The sequence below is a fragment of the Streptomyces sp. MRC013 genome, from assembly GCF_023614235.1.
Classification (GTDB): Bacteria; Actinomycetota; Actinomycetes; order Streptomycetales; family Streptomycetaceae; genus Streptomyces.
On the sequence record NZ_CP094264.1, the window covers coordinates 3,308,999 to 3,326,090 of the forward strand.

Annotated in this window: 14 protein-coding genes, 1 pseudogene and 1 riboswitch; of the genes and pseudogenes, 12 read left to right on the plus strand and 3 right to left on the minus strand. The window is 73.5% G+C overall.

Annotated elements, in window-relative coordinates; genetic code table 11:
- Positions 1-17: 17 nt before the first annotated feature.
- A complete protein-coding gene (locus LUW75_RS15200; protein ID WP_250336092.1) occupies positions 18-1,001 on the plus strand; it encodes a nucleoside triphosphate pyrophosphohydrolase in 984 nt (327 codons plus the stop codon).
- A 310-nt stretch (positions 1,002-1,311) separates the two neighbouring features.
- On the opposite strand, the gene LUW75_RS15205 is transcribed toward LUW75_RS15200, so the two are convergent.
- Positions 1,312-1,761, minus strand: coding sequence for an ATP-binding protein (locus LUW75_RS15205; RefSeq protein ID WP_250336093.1), 450 nt, complete (start codon positions 1,759-1,761; stop codon positions 1,312-1,314).
- Between the two features lie 603 nt (positions 1,762-2,364).
- On the opposite strand from LUW75_RS15205, the gene LUW75_RS15210 reads away from it, so the two are divergent.
- From LUW75_RS15210 to LUW75_RS15260, 10 genes and pseudogenes are all read left to right on the plus strand, one after another.
- Entirely contained in the window at positions 2,365-3,534 is a 1,170-nt protein-coding gene (locus LUW75_RS15210; protein ID WP_349816422.1) for a transcriptional regulator, read from the plus strand.
- Between the two features lie 837 nt (positions 3,535-4,371).
- Positions 4,372-5,649: an Eco57I restriction-modification methylase domain-containing protein gene (locus tag LUW75_RS15215; RefSeq protein WP_250336094.1), complete on the plus strand. Its 1,278-nt coding sequence runs from the start codon at positions 4,372-4,374 to the stop codon at positions 5,647-5,649.
- Complete coding sequence (locus LUW75_RS15220; protein ID WP_250336095.1) at positions 5,646-6,371, plus strand: PaeR7I family type II restriction endonuclease; 726 nt, start codon at positions 5,646-5,648, stop codon at positions 6,369-6,371. The genes LUW75_RS15215 and LUW75_RS15220 overlap by 4 nt, the downstream gene beginning before the upstream one ends.
- Before the next feature lie 246 nt (positions 6,372-6,617).
- Positions 6,618-7,889, plus strand: a complete 1,272-nt coding sequence (locus LUW75_RS15225; protein WP_250336096.1) for a cytochrome P450 family protein — start codon at positions 6,618-6,620, stop codon at positions 7,887-7,889.
- A gap of 94 nt (positions 7,890-7,983) precedes the next feature.
- A pseudogene (locus LUW75_RS24340) lies at positions 7,984-9,001 on the plus strand (transglycosylase family protein).
- Positions 9,002-9,261: 260 nt separating this feature from the next.
- Positions 9,262-9,429, plus strand: a riboswitch (cyclic di-AMP (ydaO/yuaA leader).
- A gap of 3 nt (positions 9,430-9,432) precedes the next feature.
- Entirely contained in the window at positions 9,433-10,107 is a 675-nt protein-coding gene (locus LUW75_RS15240) for a LysM peptidoglycan-binding domain-containing protein (RefSeq protein ID WP_250336097.1), read from the plus strand.
- Between the two features lie 399 nt (positions 10,108-10,506).
- Positions 10,507-11,802: a phosphopyruvate hydratase gene (gene eno / locus LUW75_RS15245; protein WP_250336098.1), complete on the plus strand. Its 1,296-nt coding sequence runs from the start codon at positions 10,507-10,509 to the stop codon at positions 11,800-11,802.
- A 98-nt stretch (positions 11,803-11,900) separates the two neighbouring features.
- Positions 11,901-12,374 (plus strand): FtsB family cell division protein, encoded by a 474-nt coding sequence (locus tag LUW75_RS15250; RefSeq protein WP_250336099.1) that lies wholly within the window; start codon positions 11,901-11,903, stop codon positions 12,372-12,374.
- Positions 12,375-12,472: 98 nt separating this feature from the next.
- The gene (locus tag LUW75_RS15255; protein WP_250336100.1) at positions 12,473-13,021 is read left to right on the plus strand and encodes a DUF501 domain-containing protein; all 549 of its coding nucleotides are present in this window, start codon (positions 12,473-12,475) and stop codon (positions 13,019-13,021) included.
- Positions 13,018-13,944, plus strand: coding sequence for a Ppx/GppA phosphatase family protein (locus LUW75_RS15260; RefSeq protein ID WP_250336101.1), 927 nt, complete (start codon positions 13,018-13,020; stop codon positions 13,942-13,944). The genes LUW75_RS15255 and LUW75_RS15260 overlap by 4 nt, the downstream gene beginning before the upstream one ends.
- 10 nt (positions 13,945-13,954) lie before the next feature.
- Here the strand turns inward: LUW75_RS15260 and LUW75_RS15265 are convergent, their stop codons facing one another.
- Together LUW75_RS15265 and LUW75_RS15270 are read right to left on the minus strand one after the other, a co-directional pair.
- Positions 13,955-14,224, minus strand: coding sequence for a type II toxin-antitoxin system RelE family toxin (locus LUW75_RS15265; protein ID WP_250336102.1), 270 nt, complete (start codon positions 14,222-14,224; stop codon positions 13,955-13,957).
- Positions 14,221-14,493 carry a type II toxin-antitoxin system Phd/YefM family antitoxin gene (locus tag LUW75_RS15270; protein WP_250336103.1) on the minus strand — a complete coding sequence of 91 codons (273 nt, stop codon included), beginning with the start codon at positions 14,491-14,493 and terminating at the stop codon, positions 14,221-14,223. The genes LUW75_RS15265 and LUW75_RS15270 overlap by 4 nt, the downstream gene beginning before the upstream one ends.
- Before the next feature lie 783 nt (positions 14,494-15,276).
- Between LUW75_RS15270 and LUW75_RS15275 the strand changes: the two genes are divergently transcribed.
- Entirely contained in the window at positions 15,277-16,656 is a 1,380-nt protein-coding gene (locus LUW75_RS15275) for an NAD(P)/FAD-dependent oxidoreductase (RefSeq protein WP_250336104.1), read from the plus strand.
- The last annotated feature ends 436 nt before the right edge of the window (positions 16,657-17,092 follow it).

The window sequence follows — 17,092 nt, forward strand, 5'->3', positions numbered from 1 at the left end:
GGCGGTAGGTTCGAGGGGTGAACGCTCACGCCGCAGGCACCCCCGGAACCGGCCGCATCGTCCTGATCACCACCAGCCACCGGGTGGCCCCCGGCGTGCTGTCCTGGCCGGCGTGGCGGACCCTGCGCGCCGCCGACGCGGTGCTGTGCCCCGACCGGGACCACCCGCAGCTGCCGTACCTCCGCGAGGCCGGGGTCGCCGTCGAGATCGCCGCGCCCGCGGCGCGGGAGCTGGTCGACGCCTGCGCCGGGGGCCGCACGGTCGTCGTCGTCGCGTCCGGGGAGGGCGACCGGGACCTCACCGACGGGCTGGCCCGCCTCGCCGGCTCCGGCCGCACCGCCATGCCCGACCTGGAGCTGCTGCCCGGCTCCTACGACCTGCCCGGCGCCCGCCTCCTCGACCTGGTCGAGGTGATGGACCGGATCCGCCGCGAGTGCCCCTGGTCGTCCCGCCAGACCCACCGGGGCCTCGCCAAGTACGCCATCGAGGAGGCGTACGAGCTGGTCGAGGCGATCGAGGACGGCGACCGGGAGGAGCTGCGCGAGGAGCTGGGCGACGTCCTCCTCCAGGTCGTCTTCCACGCCCGGATCGCAGAGGAGGCGGAGGAGGAGCCGTTCTCGCTGGACGACGTGGCGGGCGGCCTGGTCGAGAAGCTGGTCCACCGCCACCCGCACGTCTTCGGCGAGGAGACCGCCGAGACGCCCGAGCAGGTCAAGGAGCACTGGCTGCGCACCAAGGCCGCCGAGAAGCGGCGCACCTCCGTCACGGACGGCGTCCCCCTCGGCCAGCCGGGCCTCGCCCTCGCGGCGAAGCTGGCGGGCCGGGTCCGCAGCGCAGGCCTGGACGTCCGGCCGCCGTCCGGCGAGGGCGTCGGCTACGCCCTGCTGGAGATGGCGGCCCGCGCGGAGGCGGACGGCGTGGACCCGGAGGCCGCGCTGCGGGCGGCGGCCCGCGCGTACCGCGACGCGATCCGCGCGGCGGAGGGCCACCCGGCCGGTTGACGGGGCCCGCGCCGGCCCCCACCCCCTGCGGGCCGTCGCCCCCCCTGCGGGGCGCCACTTCCGGACCTCCTCCACCACCCGGGTCCTCCGTACCGGCACTTTCTGCCCCGTGGCGTCGGACGAGGCCGGGTCTCCGCCGGAGCGGGGCTGCGGGCGGTCGCCGTACGGCGGCAGGAGAGCAGAGGGATCATGCCGCCTTCTTCGGGTGCCGGTCGCGGGCGCCAGCCTGCCGGGACGCGGCCCGAGGTGCGGCCGTCGAACATCCGCCGGCCCAGGGGCCCGGCGGCGACGGCATCCGTTACGGCGGCCGTCACAACCTCCCGTCGGGGAGCACGAGGGTGCACCAGGTCGTCGTACCGTCCTCGCTGACACCCCATGTCCGTGTGAGGGCGGCGACGGGCAGCGGACCGCGGCCGTCCTCGGCGTCGTCGTCCGCGGCGCGCGGCCGTGCCGGAGTGGTGTTGCCGTCGCTGACCTCGATGCGCAGCTCACCGGCGAGAACGGTCACCTTCAGCCCGACCTTGCCCTTGCCGTGCTGGATTGCGTTCGCGACCGGTTCGGAGACGACCAGTACGGCGTCGTCGATCAGCGGGGCGACGGCAGGGCCGTGGTGGCGGAGGTGGGCGGCGGTAATCCGGCGCATGTGCCCGACGCGGTGGACGGCCGGCTCGAAGGAGACCACGAAGCCGGACGCGGCCGACCGGCCGGCAACCGTCGCGGGCGGTTGCGGGCCCGGCTCTGCGGCGACACGGCCGATCACCGCCGCCCTCCTGCCGGCCATTCGGCGTGCGCTGCGATCACGGGGGCGAGCACGGACCGCCCATGGAAGCGGCGGAGCCACCGTCCGCACACAGTCGGACCCGGACTGTCCACGTCGATCCGCCGGGCGCGGCCGGTGGTGTTCGGGGCGCCGGCGCCCGGTCGTACCGGTAGCGACGGCCACAGGCCGCTGGCAGCGCTCCCGGTCTGCCGGGCCGCGTGGGCGATCGGGTTCGGGGCGGGTGGTCGTACGACGTCGAGATCCTTCGTACTCGTGGCGAGTCCGAGCATCGCGGCTCCTCCGGTCATGCGGGGCGGGGCCCGCGACCTTCTGGGACATGAGGCCGCAGCCCGAGGTCGAGGGCAGGCGGTTCGTCCCGGCCCCAGGGCGGCGCCGCCCATCCAGCGACCGGGTGCCGTTCGGGCGGAGGTGCCGGGAAGCGGTGCATTCGCCTGCGGGGGGCCGGAACGGGGGGCCAAAGCGGGTATCACCCTTGCGATCACACAGGAGGCGCGGCGCATGATGACTCCGGACGGGATCGGCGTCCTCTTACGGGGTGTCCGTGAGCGTGCGGGCCGTACGCGAGAAGAGCAGGCGCAGCGGATGGAAGAAGCCCGAGGCGGCCGGTTCTTCGATCCGGAGAACCTGAAGAGGTGGGAGACGGGGCGGCGATTGCCGACACCCGTCTTCCACGAGGCGATCGCCCGTGCTTACGGGGTGACGGTCGCTGAGGTCCGCCGGGCCGTCACCGTGTCCCGTCAGGCCCGCCGCCACGGCAGAGGAGAGGTGAGCGACGTGGACCGACGACGCTTCGTGGGGGCGGCCGCCGCGGTCGGTGCAGCCGGGTTGCCAGGGATCGCCCAAGCGAGGGAGGCCGTCGACGGGGCCCCGGTCACCGCGCCCGACGGTGACCTGACCTATCTGGAGTCGGCGTACGAGCGGCACCGCGGCGGGTACCGGGGCCGGTCCCCGGATGCGGTACTGGCCGACATGCGGACCGACCTGGACCTGCTTCGTCACACCCTGGCCCGGCCGCACTCGGCGCGGGCCCGCGCCGGTCTGGTCCGCACGACCGCCGGCCTGGCCGGGCTCGTGGCGATCATCCAGCACGACCGTGGTGACCAACCGGAGGCGACCCGCTGGTTCTCCACCGCTGCGCGGGCCGCGCGGGAGTCCGGCGACCGGCGGGTCACCGCGTGGGTCCTCGCTCGGCACGCGATGGTCGGTGTGAACTACGGGGCGCCGCGCCAGGCCGCCGTCCTCGCGGCGAAGGCACGACGCGCGGCCGGCGCGGCGCCGACAGCCGCCGCCGCGCTGGCCGCCGCCGTGTCCGCGCGGGCGCTCGCCGCGCTCGGGGATCACTCCGGGGCGAGGGCCGCGCTCGTGGACGTCCGCTCGTTCGCGAACCGCCTCGACGGCGGCGAGGCGGCCGACACGTGGACCGGCTACCCGGCACAGAAGCACCTGGTGCACATGTCCCAGGCGTACACGCTGCTGGGGGACACCCGCGCAGCGTACGAGGCGCAGGAGCAGGCACTCGCCTTGACCGGCGGCGGGTCGGTGATGACGCGGGCGCTGCTGACCCTGGACCGGGCGGCGTGCCTGTACAAGGACGGTGACCCTTCGTCAGCGGCCTCGACGGCGGCCGACGCGCTGGAACGGCTGCCGGCCCCCTACCGCAGCGGCCTGGTGGGGTCTCGTGCCGCGGCACTGCACCGGCGGCTCACCGGCCGGTCCCGGGAGCGGCTCGGGCAGTTTCTTACCGAGGGCTGACCCGCGACCGCACTCCCGCAGCCGGCTGTGGTCGCGGGAGCGTCCGTATATGCCGGGTGGACGGGTGTCACGCCGTGTCCGGAGCGGTTCGGCCAGCCGGGGTGGCGGTCCCGGGGACAGGCCGGTCCGGTGGTCGTGGAGCGCCGCGGCCTCCTGGCCGGCAGGACCTCGCCCGCCTTGCTGCCGGGGCGCGCCACCACGCCCAGCCAGCCGACTTCCTCGTGCCCCAGGCTTCTGCGCCGCTTCGGCCGGTGCCTGCGGCCGCAGACCATCGGAGCCGTCGGCATCAGGCCCTCCGGAGTGAGCGGGCATGTGCCGCCCGCTTCCCCGATCGGCGCAACATGCGTGTGGAATGTGACCGTCTGACCACTCCCTGTGGACAAGGTGCGGGTTCGGGGAAGCCCGGCGGTACTGTCCCTGGCGTGGCAACTACCGCACTGTTCGGTACCGACGACCTTCCCCTCCCCGTGTCCCTGCAGGAGGCCGTGGAGCACGGTGAGGTGTTCACGCGCGCCTGGGTAGTCGAGTTCATCCTGGACCTTCTCGGCTACACGGTGGAGAAGGACCTCTGTGACCTGAGGCTCGTGGAGCCGGCCTGCGGCGGCGGCGCTTTCCTCACCGTGATCGCTTCCCGGGTCAGTGCGTCCTGCCGGGCGCACCAGCGGCCCATCGCGGACGCGGTCGACGCCGTTCGCGCCTTCGACCTGCTGGGCCGCAACGTGGAGCAGAGCCGGACGCTGGTCACGCGAACACTGCGAGAGGCGGGCTGGGACCCGAGTGACGCGAGGAGGGTCGCCGTGGCGTGGGTGAGGCGGGGCGACTACCTCCTGCAGTCGGATGCCGAGCATCGCGCCGACTACGTCGTGGGCAATCCCCCCGTACATCCGGCTCGAAGACGTCCCCGACGACCGGCTGGCCGCTTACCGCCGGGCCTGCCCCACCATGAGCGGCCGGGCCGACATCTACATCGGCTTCTACGAGGTGGCGTTGCGGAGCCTCAACCAAGGAGGCCGACTGGGGTTCGTCTGCGCCGACCGCTGGATGCGGAACCAGTACGGCCGACGGCTGAGGGAGTTGGTGGCCAAGCGCTTCAGCATGGACCTCGCCCTCGTGATGCACGATGTCGACGCCTTCGACGATCATGTTTCGGCCTACCCCGCGATCACCCTCATCTCGAACAGACCTCAGGGGCCAGCGGTCGCCGCGGACACGAACCGTACCTTCGGAGCGGAACAGGCGCGGGACTTCGCCGACTGGTACCTCGCGGGCGGATCCTCGACGGTCACCGCGACTTCCCACCAGGCCGCCCGCATGCCCCACTGGTTCCCGGGGGAGGACTCGTGGCCGGCCGCGTCGCCGGCCAGGCTCGCGGTCTTGGAGGACCTCACCGAGCGGTACCGGCCCCTGGAGGACGCCGGCACCGGAACGAGGATCGGTATCGGCATCGCCACAGGCGCGGACAGAATTTTTCTTACCAGGGACAAAGGCCTGGTCGAGGCGGACCGCCTGCTCCCCATGGCCATGGTCCGCGACACCACCAGCGGCACGATCGACTGGGGCGGCACGTACCTGGTCAATCCCTGGACGGCCACCGGTGACCTGGTCGACCTCGGCGCGTACCCGCGTCTCGCCGCCTACTTCGAGAAGCACGGCGAGACCCTGCGCAAGCGCTACGTCGCGATCAGACAGCCCCAGCGCTGGTACAAGACGATCGACAAAGTCGACCACCACCTCACCCGCCGCCGGAAGCTGCTGTTTCCGGACATGAAGCTGAAGATCCATCCGGTCCTCGACGAAGGTGGCTTGTATCCTCACCACAACCTGTACTTCATCGTCTCGGACGTCTGGGACATGCGCGTACTCGGTGGCCTTCTGCTGTCCAAGGTCGCGGAGGCATTCGTGGAGGCGTACGCGGTCAAGATGCGCGGGGGCACCCTCCGCTTCCAGGCCCAGTACCTCCGGAAGATCCGCGTCCCCGACCCGGGGACGATCGGCGAGGACGACCGGGCCGCTCTCGCCGAAGCCTTCGACAAGCGGGATGTCGAGGCCGCCACCGAGGCCGCTCTGCGCGTGTACGGACTTATCGAGCTGCCTGACCAGGAGAACGGACCTTGACGGTCACCCGGCAGGACTTCGAGGCAGCCATCGCGGCGTACTGGGGTGCCAAGGAACTCCAAAGGGAGCAATCGGCGATCAAGAACGCGGTGGGGGCGGGCACGGCGGGTTCCGTACGAGGCGGCAAGCACTTCGACGCCATTGCGACACTCCTGGCGAAGTTCTTCCTGGACACCGGCTACCCATCTGCGGGCATTCGCGTCACCAAGTCCCAGGGTCTCGAACTGCCCGGCTACTACCGGCCGCAGAAGCAGTGGGATCTCGTGGTGGTTCACGAGGACGTCCTCGTGGCGGCGTTCGAACTGAAGGCGCTGGGCGGGCCGTCGTACGGCAACAACTACAACAACCGGGTCGAGGAGGCACTGGGCAGTGCCGTGGACTTGCGCCGAGCGGCCCTTGCCGAGCTGTACCCGAAGGAGAAGCCCTGGCTGGGCTACTTCTTCGTCATGCAGGACGGTGAGGAATCCCGGAGGCCGGTCAAGACGACCAGGGGAGCCCTCCCTGTGGACGGAATCTGGCATGGGACGTCGTATCAGGACGGGTTCGGGATCTTCTGCGAGAGGCTCATGGCCGAGCGGCTCCACGACGCCGTGTGCTACGTCACGTCCTCGGCCGAGGACCCGAAGCCGACCGAACCGGTCGAGAGCCTCGACTGGCGCCACTTCTCCGCGGCGATAAACGCTCGCCTCACGTACTTGAAGGACCTCGGGATTCCCGGATGAACGCGACGCCGGGAGGCGTCGGAGGCGCGCGGCTGTCAGGCACGGGTGTGAACGGTCGTCATCCTGCCCAGTCTGGTGCGAATGCTTTCGTGGGTGGGGCGTGCGGGCTCGGTAATTTCGGAAAGGCAACGGCTTCTCGGCTCTGCCCGTCCGGACGCGCGAAGCCGCCGGCACCGGCGGTCCGGGCACGCGGCGGTCCGGGCTCCCGCGGGGCCACGCGCCGCGCCGGGCGGATACCGTCGGGGGGTGAACGCCGCCGACGGTCCCGCCGCGCCCCCCGAGCTCTTCACCTGGGAGTTCGCCACCGATCCGTACCCGGCGTACGCCTGGCTGCGGGAGCACGCGCCCGTGCACCGGACCCGGCTGCCCAGCGGCGTCGAGGCGTGGCTGGTCACCCGGTACGCCGACGCCCGGCAGGCCCTCGCCGACCAGCGGCTCAGCAAGAACCCCGCGCACCACGACGAGCCCGCCCACGCCCGGGGCCGGACGGGCATCCCGGGGGAGCGCGAGGCCGAGCTGATGACGCACCTGCTCAACATCGACCCGCCGGACCACACGCGGCTGCGGCGGCTGGTGTCGAAGGCGTTCACCCCGCGCCGGGTCGCGGAGTTCGCCCCGCGCGTGCAGGAACTGACGGACCGCCTGGTCGACGGTTTCGCGGCGAGGGGGGAGGCCGACCTCATCCACGAGTTCGCCTTCCCCCTCCCCATCTACGCCATCTGCGACATGCTCGGGGTGCCCGCCGAGGACCAGGACGACTTCCGGGACTGGGCCGGGCAGATGATCCGGCACGGCGGCGGGCCGCGCGGAGGCGTGGCGCGGGCGGTGAAGCGGATGCGGGCGTACCTCGTCGACCTGATCCACCGGAAGCGGGAGGACCCCGGGGACGACCTGATCTCCGGCCTCATCCGCGCCTCCGACCACGGCGAGCACCTCACCGGGAACGAGGCCGCGGCGATGGCGTTCATCCTGCTGTTCGCGGGCTTCGAGACGACCGTGAACCTCATCGGCAACGGCACGTACGCGCTGCTGCGCAACCCCGGCGAACGCGCCCGGCTCCAGGCGTCCCTGGCCGCCGGCGAGACGGACCTGCTGGCCACGGGGGTCGAGGAGCTGCTGCGGTACGACGGGCCGGTGGAGCTGGCGACCTGGCGCTTCGCGACGGAGCCGCTCACCGTCGGCGGGCGGCGGATCGAGCCGGGCGACCCCGTCCTCGTCGTGCTGGCGGCGGCCGACCGGGACCCGGAGCGGTTCGACGACCCGGACGCCCTGGACCTGGGGCGGTCGGACAACCAGCACCTCGGGTACGGGCACGGCATCCACTACTGCCTGGGCGCGCCGCTCGCCCGGCTGGAGGGACGGACCGCGCTGGCCACCCTCCTGAGGCGGCTTCCCGACCTGCGCCTCGCCGTGGATCCGGACGAACTGCGGTGGCGCGGCGGGCTCATCATGCGCGGGCTGCGCACCCTCCCGGTGGAGTTCACCCCGGAGCCTCCTGACGCCCCGTCACCTCTGTGATCTTCGCGTGATATCGCGTGCACCGGCTTGTGACAGGCGTTCGACTGCCGCTACGTTCACCGTCACCTCAGCAGTCGCGCGAAAGGTCCCACGCATGCGCTCCGGTAACGGACGACACCGTCGACCCCGTCAGGCCCCCGCCCTCGTCGTCGCCGCGGGGGTGACCGGATCGGCGATCGCCCTGCCGCTGCTCGGCGCGGGCACCGCGTCCGCCGCCGACGCCGCCACCTGGGACCGGGTCGCCGAGTGCGAGACCGGCGGCATGTGGAGCGCCGACCTCGGCAACGGCTACTACGGCGGCCTCCAGCTCTCGCAGGAGGCCTGGCAGGCGTACGGCGGCACGGCGTACGCGCCGCGCGCCGACCTCGCCACCCGCGCCCAGCAGATCGCCGTCGCGGAGAAGGTCTTCGCCGCGCGGGGGCTCCGCCGCGTGGGAGACGTGCGCGCCCATCGCGGGCCTGGCCGACGGCGGCGAGTCCGCCCCGGTCGACTCCGCCCCGGCCGGGGCCGGTCCGACCGGGTCCGCCCCGGACACCGCGCCGGACCCGGCCGCGAGCACCGGGGCGGACGCCGGGGCGCCGCGGGAGCCCGCCGGGCGCACGGGCACCGCCACCGGCGCCGGGGGCTCCCCGGCCCCGGCTCCCGGTGCGACGCAGGGGGAGGCGCGGACCGCCCCGGAGGCGTCGGCCCCGCCGGCCGCGCCGCCCGCCGGCGACGCGTCCGCGCCCGCCGGCGACGCGCCCGCGGCCCGCGACGGCGCGGACGGCCCCGCGGCCGGCACGGGCAGGCACCGCGGCGAGCCGGCCGAGGAGGGGGCCGCGACCGTCCCGGACGCCGCCGCAGGACCCGCGGGGCCCGGCGACCCGGTCGGCGGGCGCGGGGGCGACGGGCACGCCTCGCGGGGCGACGGGGCGGCGCGCACGGCGGACGGCCTCGCCGCGGACGGCACGTACACCGTCCGGCCCGGCGACAGCCTGTCGGCCATCGCGGACACCCACGAGGTGCCCGGCGGCTGGCCGGCGCTCTACGGTGCGAACCGCGAGGTCGTGGGCGCCGACCCCGACCTCATCCTCCCCGGCCAGAGCCTCGATCTGGGCGCGGACGAGGGGTAGTTACCGGCTGAATGTCCGTTTCCTGAAAATGAGACAAGAGTCTCTTCGCCCCAACTCGCGCTCCCTCGCCGTCCGGTCCGTCCGTTTCCGCCCCTACCTGCGCAAACGCCCCTGAGGGGTGGGTATGTAGGGATGGATTGACCTGGATGTCCCTTTTTGATCTCGGGGTGGGTCTGTGCGTACCGTCGTTGTCGCTCGCCACCGCGGGCCCCGTCCGACCGGTAACGCCGAATCCTGCCGCCGGACGACGGGAACAGTCGACGCTTCCAGCGCCGCAGGCAGGAGCGGGGGAACCAAGGTAGGCGCCGGACCCGGCCGTCGGAAGACGACCGGAACCGGCTCGGGGTGAAGCCGCGCCCAGTGCGCGGCCGGGCACTCACCAGGCCCGAACCCGACAGCTCACCTCGCAGGCGTCGGTGAGGAGATCCGCCATGCTCAATTCCGGCAAGGGCAAGCACCGCCGTCCCTCCAAGGCCGTCCGTCTCGCCGCGTTCGCCGGCATCACCGGTGTCGCCGTCGCCGCCCCGCTGGTGGTCGCCGCGCCCGCCGGCGCCGCGACCGCCGCCGAGTGGGACCGCGTCGCGCAGTGCGAGTCCGGCGGCGACTGGTCCATCAACACCGGCAACGGCTACTACGGCGGCCTGCAGTTCTCGGCCTCCACGTGGGCCGCGTACGGCGGCACGCAGTACGCCCCCACCGCCGACCGGGCCGGCAAGGCCCAGCAGATCGAGATCGCCGAGAAGGTCCTCGCGGGCCAGGGCAAGGGCGCCTGGCCGGTCTGCGGCGTCGGCCTGTCCGGCACGCCGTACGGCGGCGGCGCCGAGCGCACCGCCGAGCAGCCCGCCACGCGCGGCGAGCAGCGCACCGCACCCCGGGCGGCCCCCGAGGCCGCGCCCAAGGCCGAGTCCGGGACCGTCACCACCCCGGCCGGCGAGAAGGTCGAGAAGGGCGACGGCGAGTACGAGGTCGAGACCGGCGACACGCTCAGCTCCATCGCCGCGGCCGAGGACGTCAAGGGCGGCTGGAAGAAGCTGTTCGACCTGAACGACGACATCGTCGACGACGCCGACCTCATCCACCCGGGCCAGCGGCTCCACCTGAGCTGACCCGTACGGCGGGGGCCGGCCGGGGGACCACCCGGCCGGGCCCTCCGCGAGCCGGCCCCGGTCCGCCGCGCGTCCCCCGTGCGCGGCGGGCCGGGGCCTTCCCCTGCGCGGACGTCCCGGCGGGCGGCGGGAACGGGGCCGTCCTCCGTACGGGCGGCCCGTCCCCGGACGGGCGCCCCCTCGGGGGTGGGAGGAGCGGGGCGCGCGGGGCGGCCGTCGCTCCGGCGGGGCGGTGGCCGCCCCGCGTCGGCAAGCGCGGGCTTTCCTCCCGTAAAAGACCACTTCGACCACTTTGCCGCCCCGGCGGGCGGCCGGTCGCGGGCGCCGGCCCCCGGGGCGGCTAGGCTCTTGCCGCAAGGCGAAAGAGCCCGCACTCCACGCGTCACATCCCAGAAGGAGATGCTCGTGCCGTCCATCGACGTCGTCGTAGCCCGGGAAATCCTCGACTCCCGAGGCAACCCCACGGTCGAGGTCGAGGTCGGCCTCGACGACGGCAGCACCGGCCGTGCTGCCGTCCCGTCCGGTGCCTCCACCGGTGCGTTCGAGGCCCTCGAGCTCCGCGACGGCGACAAGGACCGCTACCTCGGCAAGGGTGTCGAGAAGGCCGTCCTCGCCGTCATCGAGCAGATCGGCCCGGAGCTCGTCGGCTACGACGCCACCGAGCAGCGGCTGATCGACCAGGCGATGTTCGACCTGGACGCCACCCCGGACAAGTCCTCCCTCGGCGCCAACGCCATCCTCGGCGTCTCCCTCGCCGTGGCGCACGCCGCCTCCGAGGCGTCCGACCTGCCGCTCTTCCGCTACCTGGGCGGCCCGAACGCGCACCTGCTCCCGGTGCCGATGATGAACATCCTGAACGGCGGCTCGCACGCCGACTCCAACGTGGACATCCAGGAGTTCATGATCGCGCCCGTGGGCGCGGAGTCCTTCTCCGAGGCCCTGCGCTGGGGCACCGAGGTCTACCACACCCTGAAGAAGGTCCTGAAGGACAAGGGCCTGTCCACCGGCCTCGGCGACGAGGGCGGCTTCGCACCGGACCTGGACTCCAACCGCGCCGCCCTCGACCTCATCATGGAGGCGATCAGGCAGGCCGGCTACACCCCGGGCCGGGACGTCGCGCTCGCCCTGGACGTCGCCGCGTCCGAGTTCCACAAGGACGGCGCGTACCAGTTCGAGGGCAGGTCCCGCACGGCCGCCGAGATGACCTCGTACTACGAGGAGCTCGTCGCCTCGTACCCGCTGGTCTCCATCGAGGACCCGCTGTTCGAGGACGACTGGGACGGCTGGAAGGCCATCACCGAGCGGCTCGGCTCGAAGGTCCAGCTCGTCGGCGACGACCTGTTCGTCACCAACCCCGAGCGCCTCGCCCGCGGCATCGAGGAGGGCGCCGCCAACGCCCTGCTGGTCAAGGTGAACCAGATCGGCTCCCTCACGGAGACCCTGGACGCCGTCGAGCTGGCCCAGCGCAACGGCTTCAAGTGCATGATGTCCCACCGCTCCGGCGAGACCGAGGACGTCACCATCGCCGACCTGGCCGTCGCCACCAACTGCGGCCAGATCAAGACCGGCGCCCCGGCCCGCTCCGAGCGCGTCGCCAAGTACAACCAGCTGCTGCGCATCGAGGAGATCCTCGACGACGCCGCGGTGTACGCCGGCCGCAGCGCGTTCCCGCGGTTCCGCCCCGCGAACGGCTGAGCGCGCGGGGCTGCGCCCCGTCGCCCCCGGTTGCGTACGTCCCCGGTCGCGGTCCCGTACCGTGTCCGGGGACGTCGTACGTGAGGAGGGGCGAGCCGATGGGCCAGGACCGGGACCGGTTCTCGACCGCGACGAGGCTGCGGCTGCTCGGCGAGCAGACCGCCGCCCGCGTCTACCGCTCCCAGAGCCGCCGCCAGGCGCGCCGCTCCCGGCTCACCGGGCGGGCCGCCTTCCTCGCCCTCGTCGTCTGCACCATGGTCGTCGTCCTCGCCTACCCGATGCGCCAGTACGTGTCGCAGCGCGGCGAGATCGCCGAGCAGGAGCGACTGGCCGAGGAGGCCGCCGCCCGCGTCGAGCGGCTGCGCGACGAGAAGGCCCGCCTCCAGGACGACGCGTACGTCAAGCGGCTCGCGCGCCGGCACCTCCACTACGTGATGCCCGGCGAGACCGCCTTCGTCATGAACGACCCCGAGGCGGAGCGGCGGCACCGCGCCGACCAGGGCGGCAACGGCCGGCCCTGGTACTCCAACGTCTGGGACGGCGTGGACCGCGCCGACCAGCAGTACCGGTAGTCACAGCAGTACCGGGACAACCACCAGCAGGACCGACAGCCGCCGGCGGCCGCCGAAGGCCCCGGGCCCCACCAGTACCGAGCAGGATCAAGGCAGGCATGGAAACGCCCCCTCCGCAGACCGACCGCACCGAGCCGACCGAGGCCGACGTCGCGGCCTTCAGGCAGCAGCTCGGCCGCCCGCCGCGCGGCCTGCGGGCCATCGCGCACCGCTGCCCGTGCGGCGAGCCCGACGTCGTCGAGACCGCCCCCCGGCTCCCCGACGGGACGCCGTTCCCGACGACGTACTACCTCACCTGCCCCCGCGCGAACTCCGCGATCGGCACGCTGGAGGCGAACGGCGTCATGAGGGAGATGACCGAGCGCCTCGCCGCCGACCCCGAGCTGGCCGCCGCCTACCGGGCCGCGCACGAGGACTACGTCGCGCGCCGCGACGCCATCGAGGTCCTGGTCGGGTTCCCCAGCGCCGGCGGCATGCCGGACCGCGTGAAGTGCCTGCACGTCCTGGTCGCCCACTCCCTGGTCGCCGGGCCGGGCGTGAACCCGCTGGGCGACGAGGCGCTGGCGATGCTCCCCGAGTGGTGGGCGAAGGGGCCCTGCGTGAGCACCGGGTGCGGCGGCGGGGCCGGGGACGGGGGCGCACGGTGACCCGGGTGGCGGCCGTCGACTGCGGCACGAACTCCATCCGCCTCCTCGTGGCGGACGTCGACCCCGACACGGGTACCCTCGTCGACCTGGACCGGCGGATGACCGTCGTCCGCCTCGGCCAGGGCGTGGACCGCACGGGCCGGCTGGCCCCGGAGGCGCTGGAGCGGACGTTCGCGGCGTGCCGCGAGTACGCGGCCGTCATCCGGGAGCTGGGCGCCGAGAGGGTCCGCTTCGTGGCGACCTCCGCGTCCCGCGACGCCGAGAACCGCGACGACTTCGTGCGGGGCGTCCTGGACGTCCTGGGCGTCGAGCCGGAGGTCGTCACCGGCGCCCGGGAGGCCGAGTTCTCCTTCGTCGGGGCGACGAGGGAGCTGGCCGGGAACGACGAGTACCTGGTCGTGGACATCGGCGGCGGCTCGACGGAGTTCGTCGTCGGCGCCGGGCACGTCGAAGCGGCCCGGTCGGTGGACATCGGCTGCGTACGCCTGACGGAGCGCCACGTCCGCCACGACCCGCCCGCCGAGGACGAGGTCGCCGCGATCCGCGCCGACGTGCGCGCCGCGATCGCCCTGGCGGAGGAGACCGTCCCGGTCCGCGGGGCGCGCACCCTCGTGGGCCTCGCCGGCTCCGTCACCACGGTCGCCGCGATCGCCCTGGGCCTGCGGGAGTACGACTCGGCGGTGATCCACCGCTCCCGCATCCCCTACGAGCGGGTCGCCGAGGTCACCGCCCGGCTGCTGGCGATGACCCACGACGAACGCGCCGCGATCCCCGTCATGCATCCGGGCCGGGTCGACGTCATCGTCTCCGGCGCCCTGGTCCTGCGCGAGATCATGGAGTACGTCGGCGCCTCCGAGGTCGTGGTGAGCGAACACGACATCCTGGACGGGATCGCGTTCCATACGGCACTCGACGCGCGGTAGGAGGCGGGCGCTACAGGTTGCGGTAGACGTCCCGCCGGTCGCCCACCTTGACGACGAGGACGACGAGTTCGCCGTCGTTGATCTGGTACGCGACCCGGTAGTTGCCGACCCGGAGCCGGTAGAGATCCGAGGGGCCGGCGAGTTTCTTGATGTCGGCGTCCTCACGGTACGGATCGTCGCCGAGAGCGGTCAGTGCGGTCAGGATGCGCATGGCTTCGGGTCGGCCGATGGCCCGGATCTGCCGCTGTGCTGCCGTGGTGAACCGGAACGCGTACTTCACGCGGCGTCTTCACTCCGCTCGCTGAACAGGTCCGCCAGCAGCTCGGCCATCGAGACGGTGGGCTCACCACCGGCCAGAACTGCTTCCGCTTCGCGGGCCAGCAGCACGTCGGCCGCGTCTTCCAACGCCTCGAAGTCCGCGATCGGCACGACTGCGGCAACCGGGGAACCGTTGCGTGTGATGACGGTCGGAACTCCTTCCTCGGCCTGGTTGATGTGTTCTGCGAGGTGTGCGCGTGCGTCCCTCACGGTCGCGGTGTTCTTGGCCATGGACTCAGTGTACGCATTCACGTGTACACGCCGCCAGCCGCGAGAGTCGCGTTCGTGGGCCATCCTCGACGGGATCGCCCACCACGCGGCGGGCGAGGCCCGTTGAGGGCCGGTGCCCGGCGGTGTCCGCTGGGCCGGTGGCGCCCGCTCGTCATCGGGAGGCGGCTCCGTCTGCCGATGACGGCGGGGGTGAGGCCGGGCGGGGCGTCACAGCGTGCGGTGGACCTCTCGCCGGTCACCCGGCCCGCCCCGGCCGCCCGGGGCCGGCTCCGCCCGTCCGGCGCCCGGCGGTCGAGCGTGCGCCGTCCGGCCCGCGCGGCCCCGGGGGCGGGCCGCGCGGCGCCCCTCCGGAAGGCCCGGCCCCCGTCGTGGAAGCGGCTGCGGAAGCCGCCCCGCCGCAGGGCGGAGGGCGCCCGGCCGGGTCCGCCGGGCCGCCCCGGCGGACCCCTGCGGGAAAGTTCGTGAAGTTCTTCACAAGGAAAGCCGCCCCTGTCGGCCCGTAAGGGCCCCGTAAAGGCGGTGCGCCCGCCGATCGCCGGGGCGGGGCCGCTGTCGCGGCCGTGCGGGCGGTCCGCGCTCCGGGAGGGCGGAAGGTGGCGTTCACCCGGTGTTTCGATTGAAGCTGCCAGCTCAGCGGGGTGATCAACGTGTCCGCCGGAGGCCGGGTTCCCCTCCTCCGGCATGACCTCGATCACGCGGGCGGCGGAGTGTAGCAGAGCGGGCGCGACAGGGTGTGAAGGGGTTCACGAGTCACGCCCCCCGGAGGGGTGGATACTCGATGGCATGAGCACCACGGAGCGTCCCAGGATCCTCGTTGTAGGCGGTGGGTACGTAGGCCTGTACGCAGCTCGGCGCATTCTCAAGAAGATGCGTTACGGCGAGGCGACCGTCACGGTCGTCGACCCGCGCTCGTACATGACGTACCAGCCCTTCCTTCCCGAAGCCGCCGCCGGCAGCATCTCGCCGCGGCACGTCGTCGTCCCGCTGCGACGCGTGCTGCCCAAGGCCGAGGTCCTGACCGGCCGGGTCACCACCATCGACCAGGAGCGCAAGGTCGCCACCGTCGCGCCCCTGGTGGGCGAGGCGTACGAGCTGCCGTTCGACTACCTGGTGATCGCGCTCGGCGCGGTCTCCCGCACCTTCCCGATCCCCGGCCTCGCCGAGCAGGGCATCGGCATGAAGGGCATCGAGGAGGCCATCGGCCTGCGCAACCACGTGCTCGAGCAGCTGGACAAGGCCGACTCGACCACCGACGAGGAGGTCCGCCGCAAGGCGCTGACCTTCGTCTTCGTCGGCGGCGGCTTCGCCGGCGCCGAGACGATCGGCGAGGTCGAGGACATGGTCCGCGACGCCGCCAGGTACTACCGGAACGTGTCCCGCGAGGACATGCGCTTCATCCTGGTCGACGCCGCGGACAAGATCCTCCCCGAGGTCGGCCCGAAGCTCGGCAAGTACGGCAAGGAGCACCTCGAGGCCCGCGGCGTCGAGGTCTACCTGAGCACGTCCATGGACTCCTGCGTCGACGGCCACGTGGTGCTGAAGAACGGCCTCGAAGTCGACTCCAACACGATCGTGTGGACCGCCGGCGTGAAGCCGAACCCGGCGCTGGCCCGCTTCGGCCTGCCGCTCGGTCCCCGCGGCCACGTCGACTGCCAGCCGACGCTCCAGGTCACGGGCACCGACTACATCTGGGCCGCGGGCGACAACGCCCAGGTCCCGGACCTCGTGGGCCGCAAGGCCGGCAACGAGAACGCCTGGTGCCCGCCCAACGCCCAGCACGCGCTGCGCCAGGCCAGGGTGCTCGGCGACAACGTCCTCTCCGGCATGCGGGGCTTCCCGCAGAAGGAGTACAGCCACGCCAACAAGGGCGCGGTCGCGGGCCTCGGCCTGCACAAGGGCGTCGCGATGATCGTCATGGGCAAGGTGAAGATCAAGCTCAAGGGCCGTCTCGCCTGGTACATGCACCGCGGTTACCACGGCATGGCCATGCCGACCTGGAACCGGAAGATCCGCGTCTTCGCGGACTGGACGCTCGCGATGTTCCTCAAGCGCGAGGTCGTCTCGCTCGGCGCCATCGAGTCGCCGCGCGAGGAGTTCTACGAGGCGGCCAAGCCGGCTCCGGCGCCCGCCGCCGCCCAGCAGGAGAAGGCCAAGGCCTCCTGAGGCCGGCCGGGGCGACCCGGCCGCCTCCCCGCGGTTCCCCGGCGAGGGGCCGCCCGCCATCCGTGGTGCGGGCGGCCCCTCGCCGCGTCGTGGCGCGGCACCGCGCCGCCGTCATCGCGGTGCCGCCGTACGCCGCCACCACCGCACGCCGCCACGGCGCCATCGCACCCGGCCCGGCTCCGGCTTCCGGGCCGACCCGGGCCGACCCGGGCCGACCCGGGCCGACCCGGACGGTGCCCGGGCGGCCCCGGGGGGCGGGCGGCCCCGGACGACCCCGACGCCTCCCCGGGCCCGGACGACCCCGACGCCTCCCCGGGCGACCCCAGCCGGCCCCGGGCCGCTCCGGACGGCCTCCCGGGCGCCTCGGTCCGCCGTCGACCCCAGACGCCCCCGGGGCCGCCTCAGACGCCCTCGGGCGCCCCCGGGCGGCCCTGGA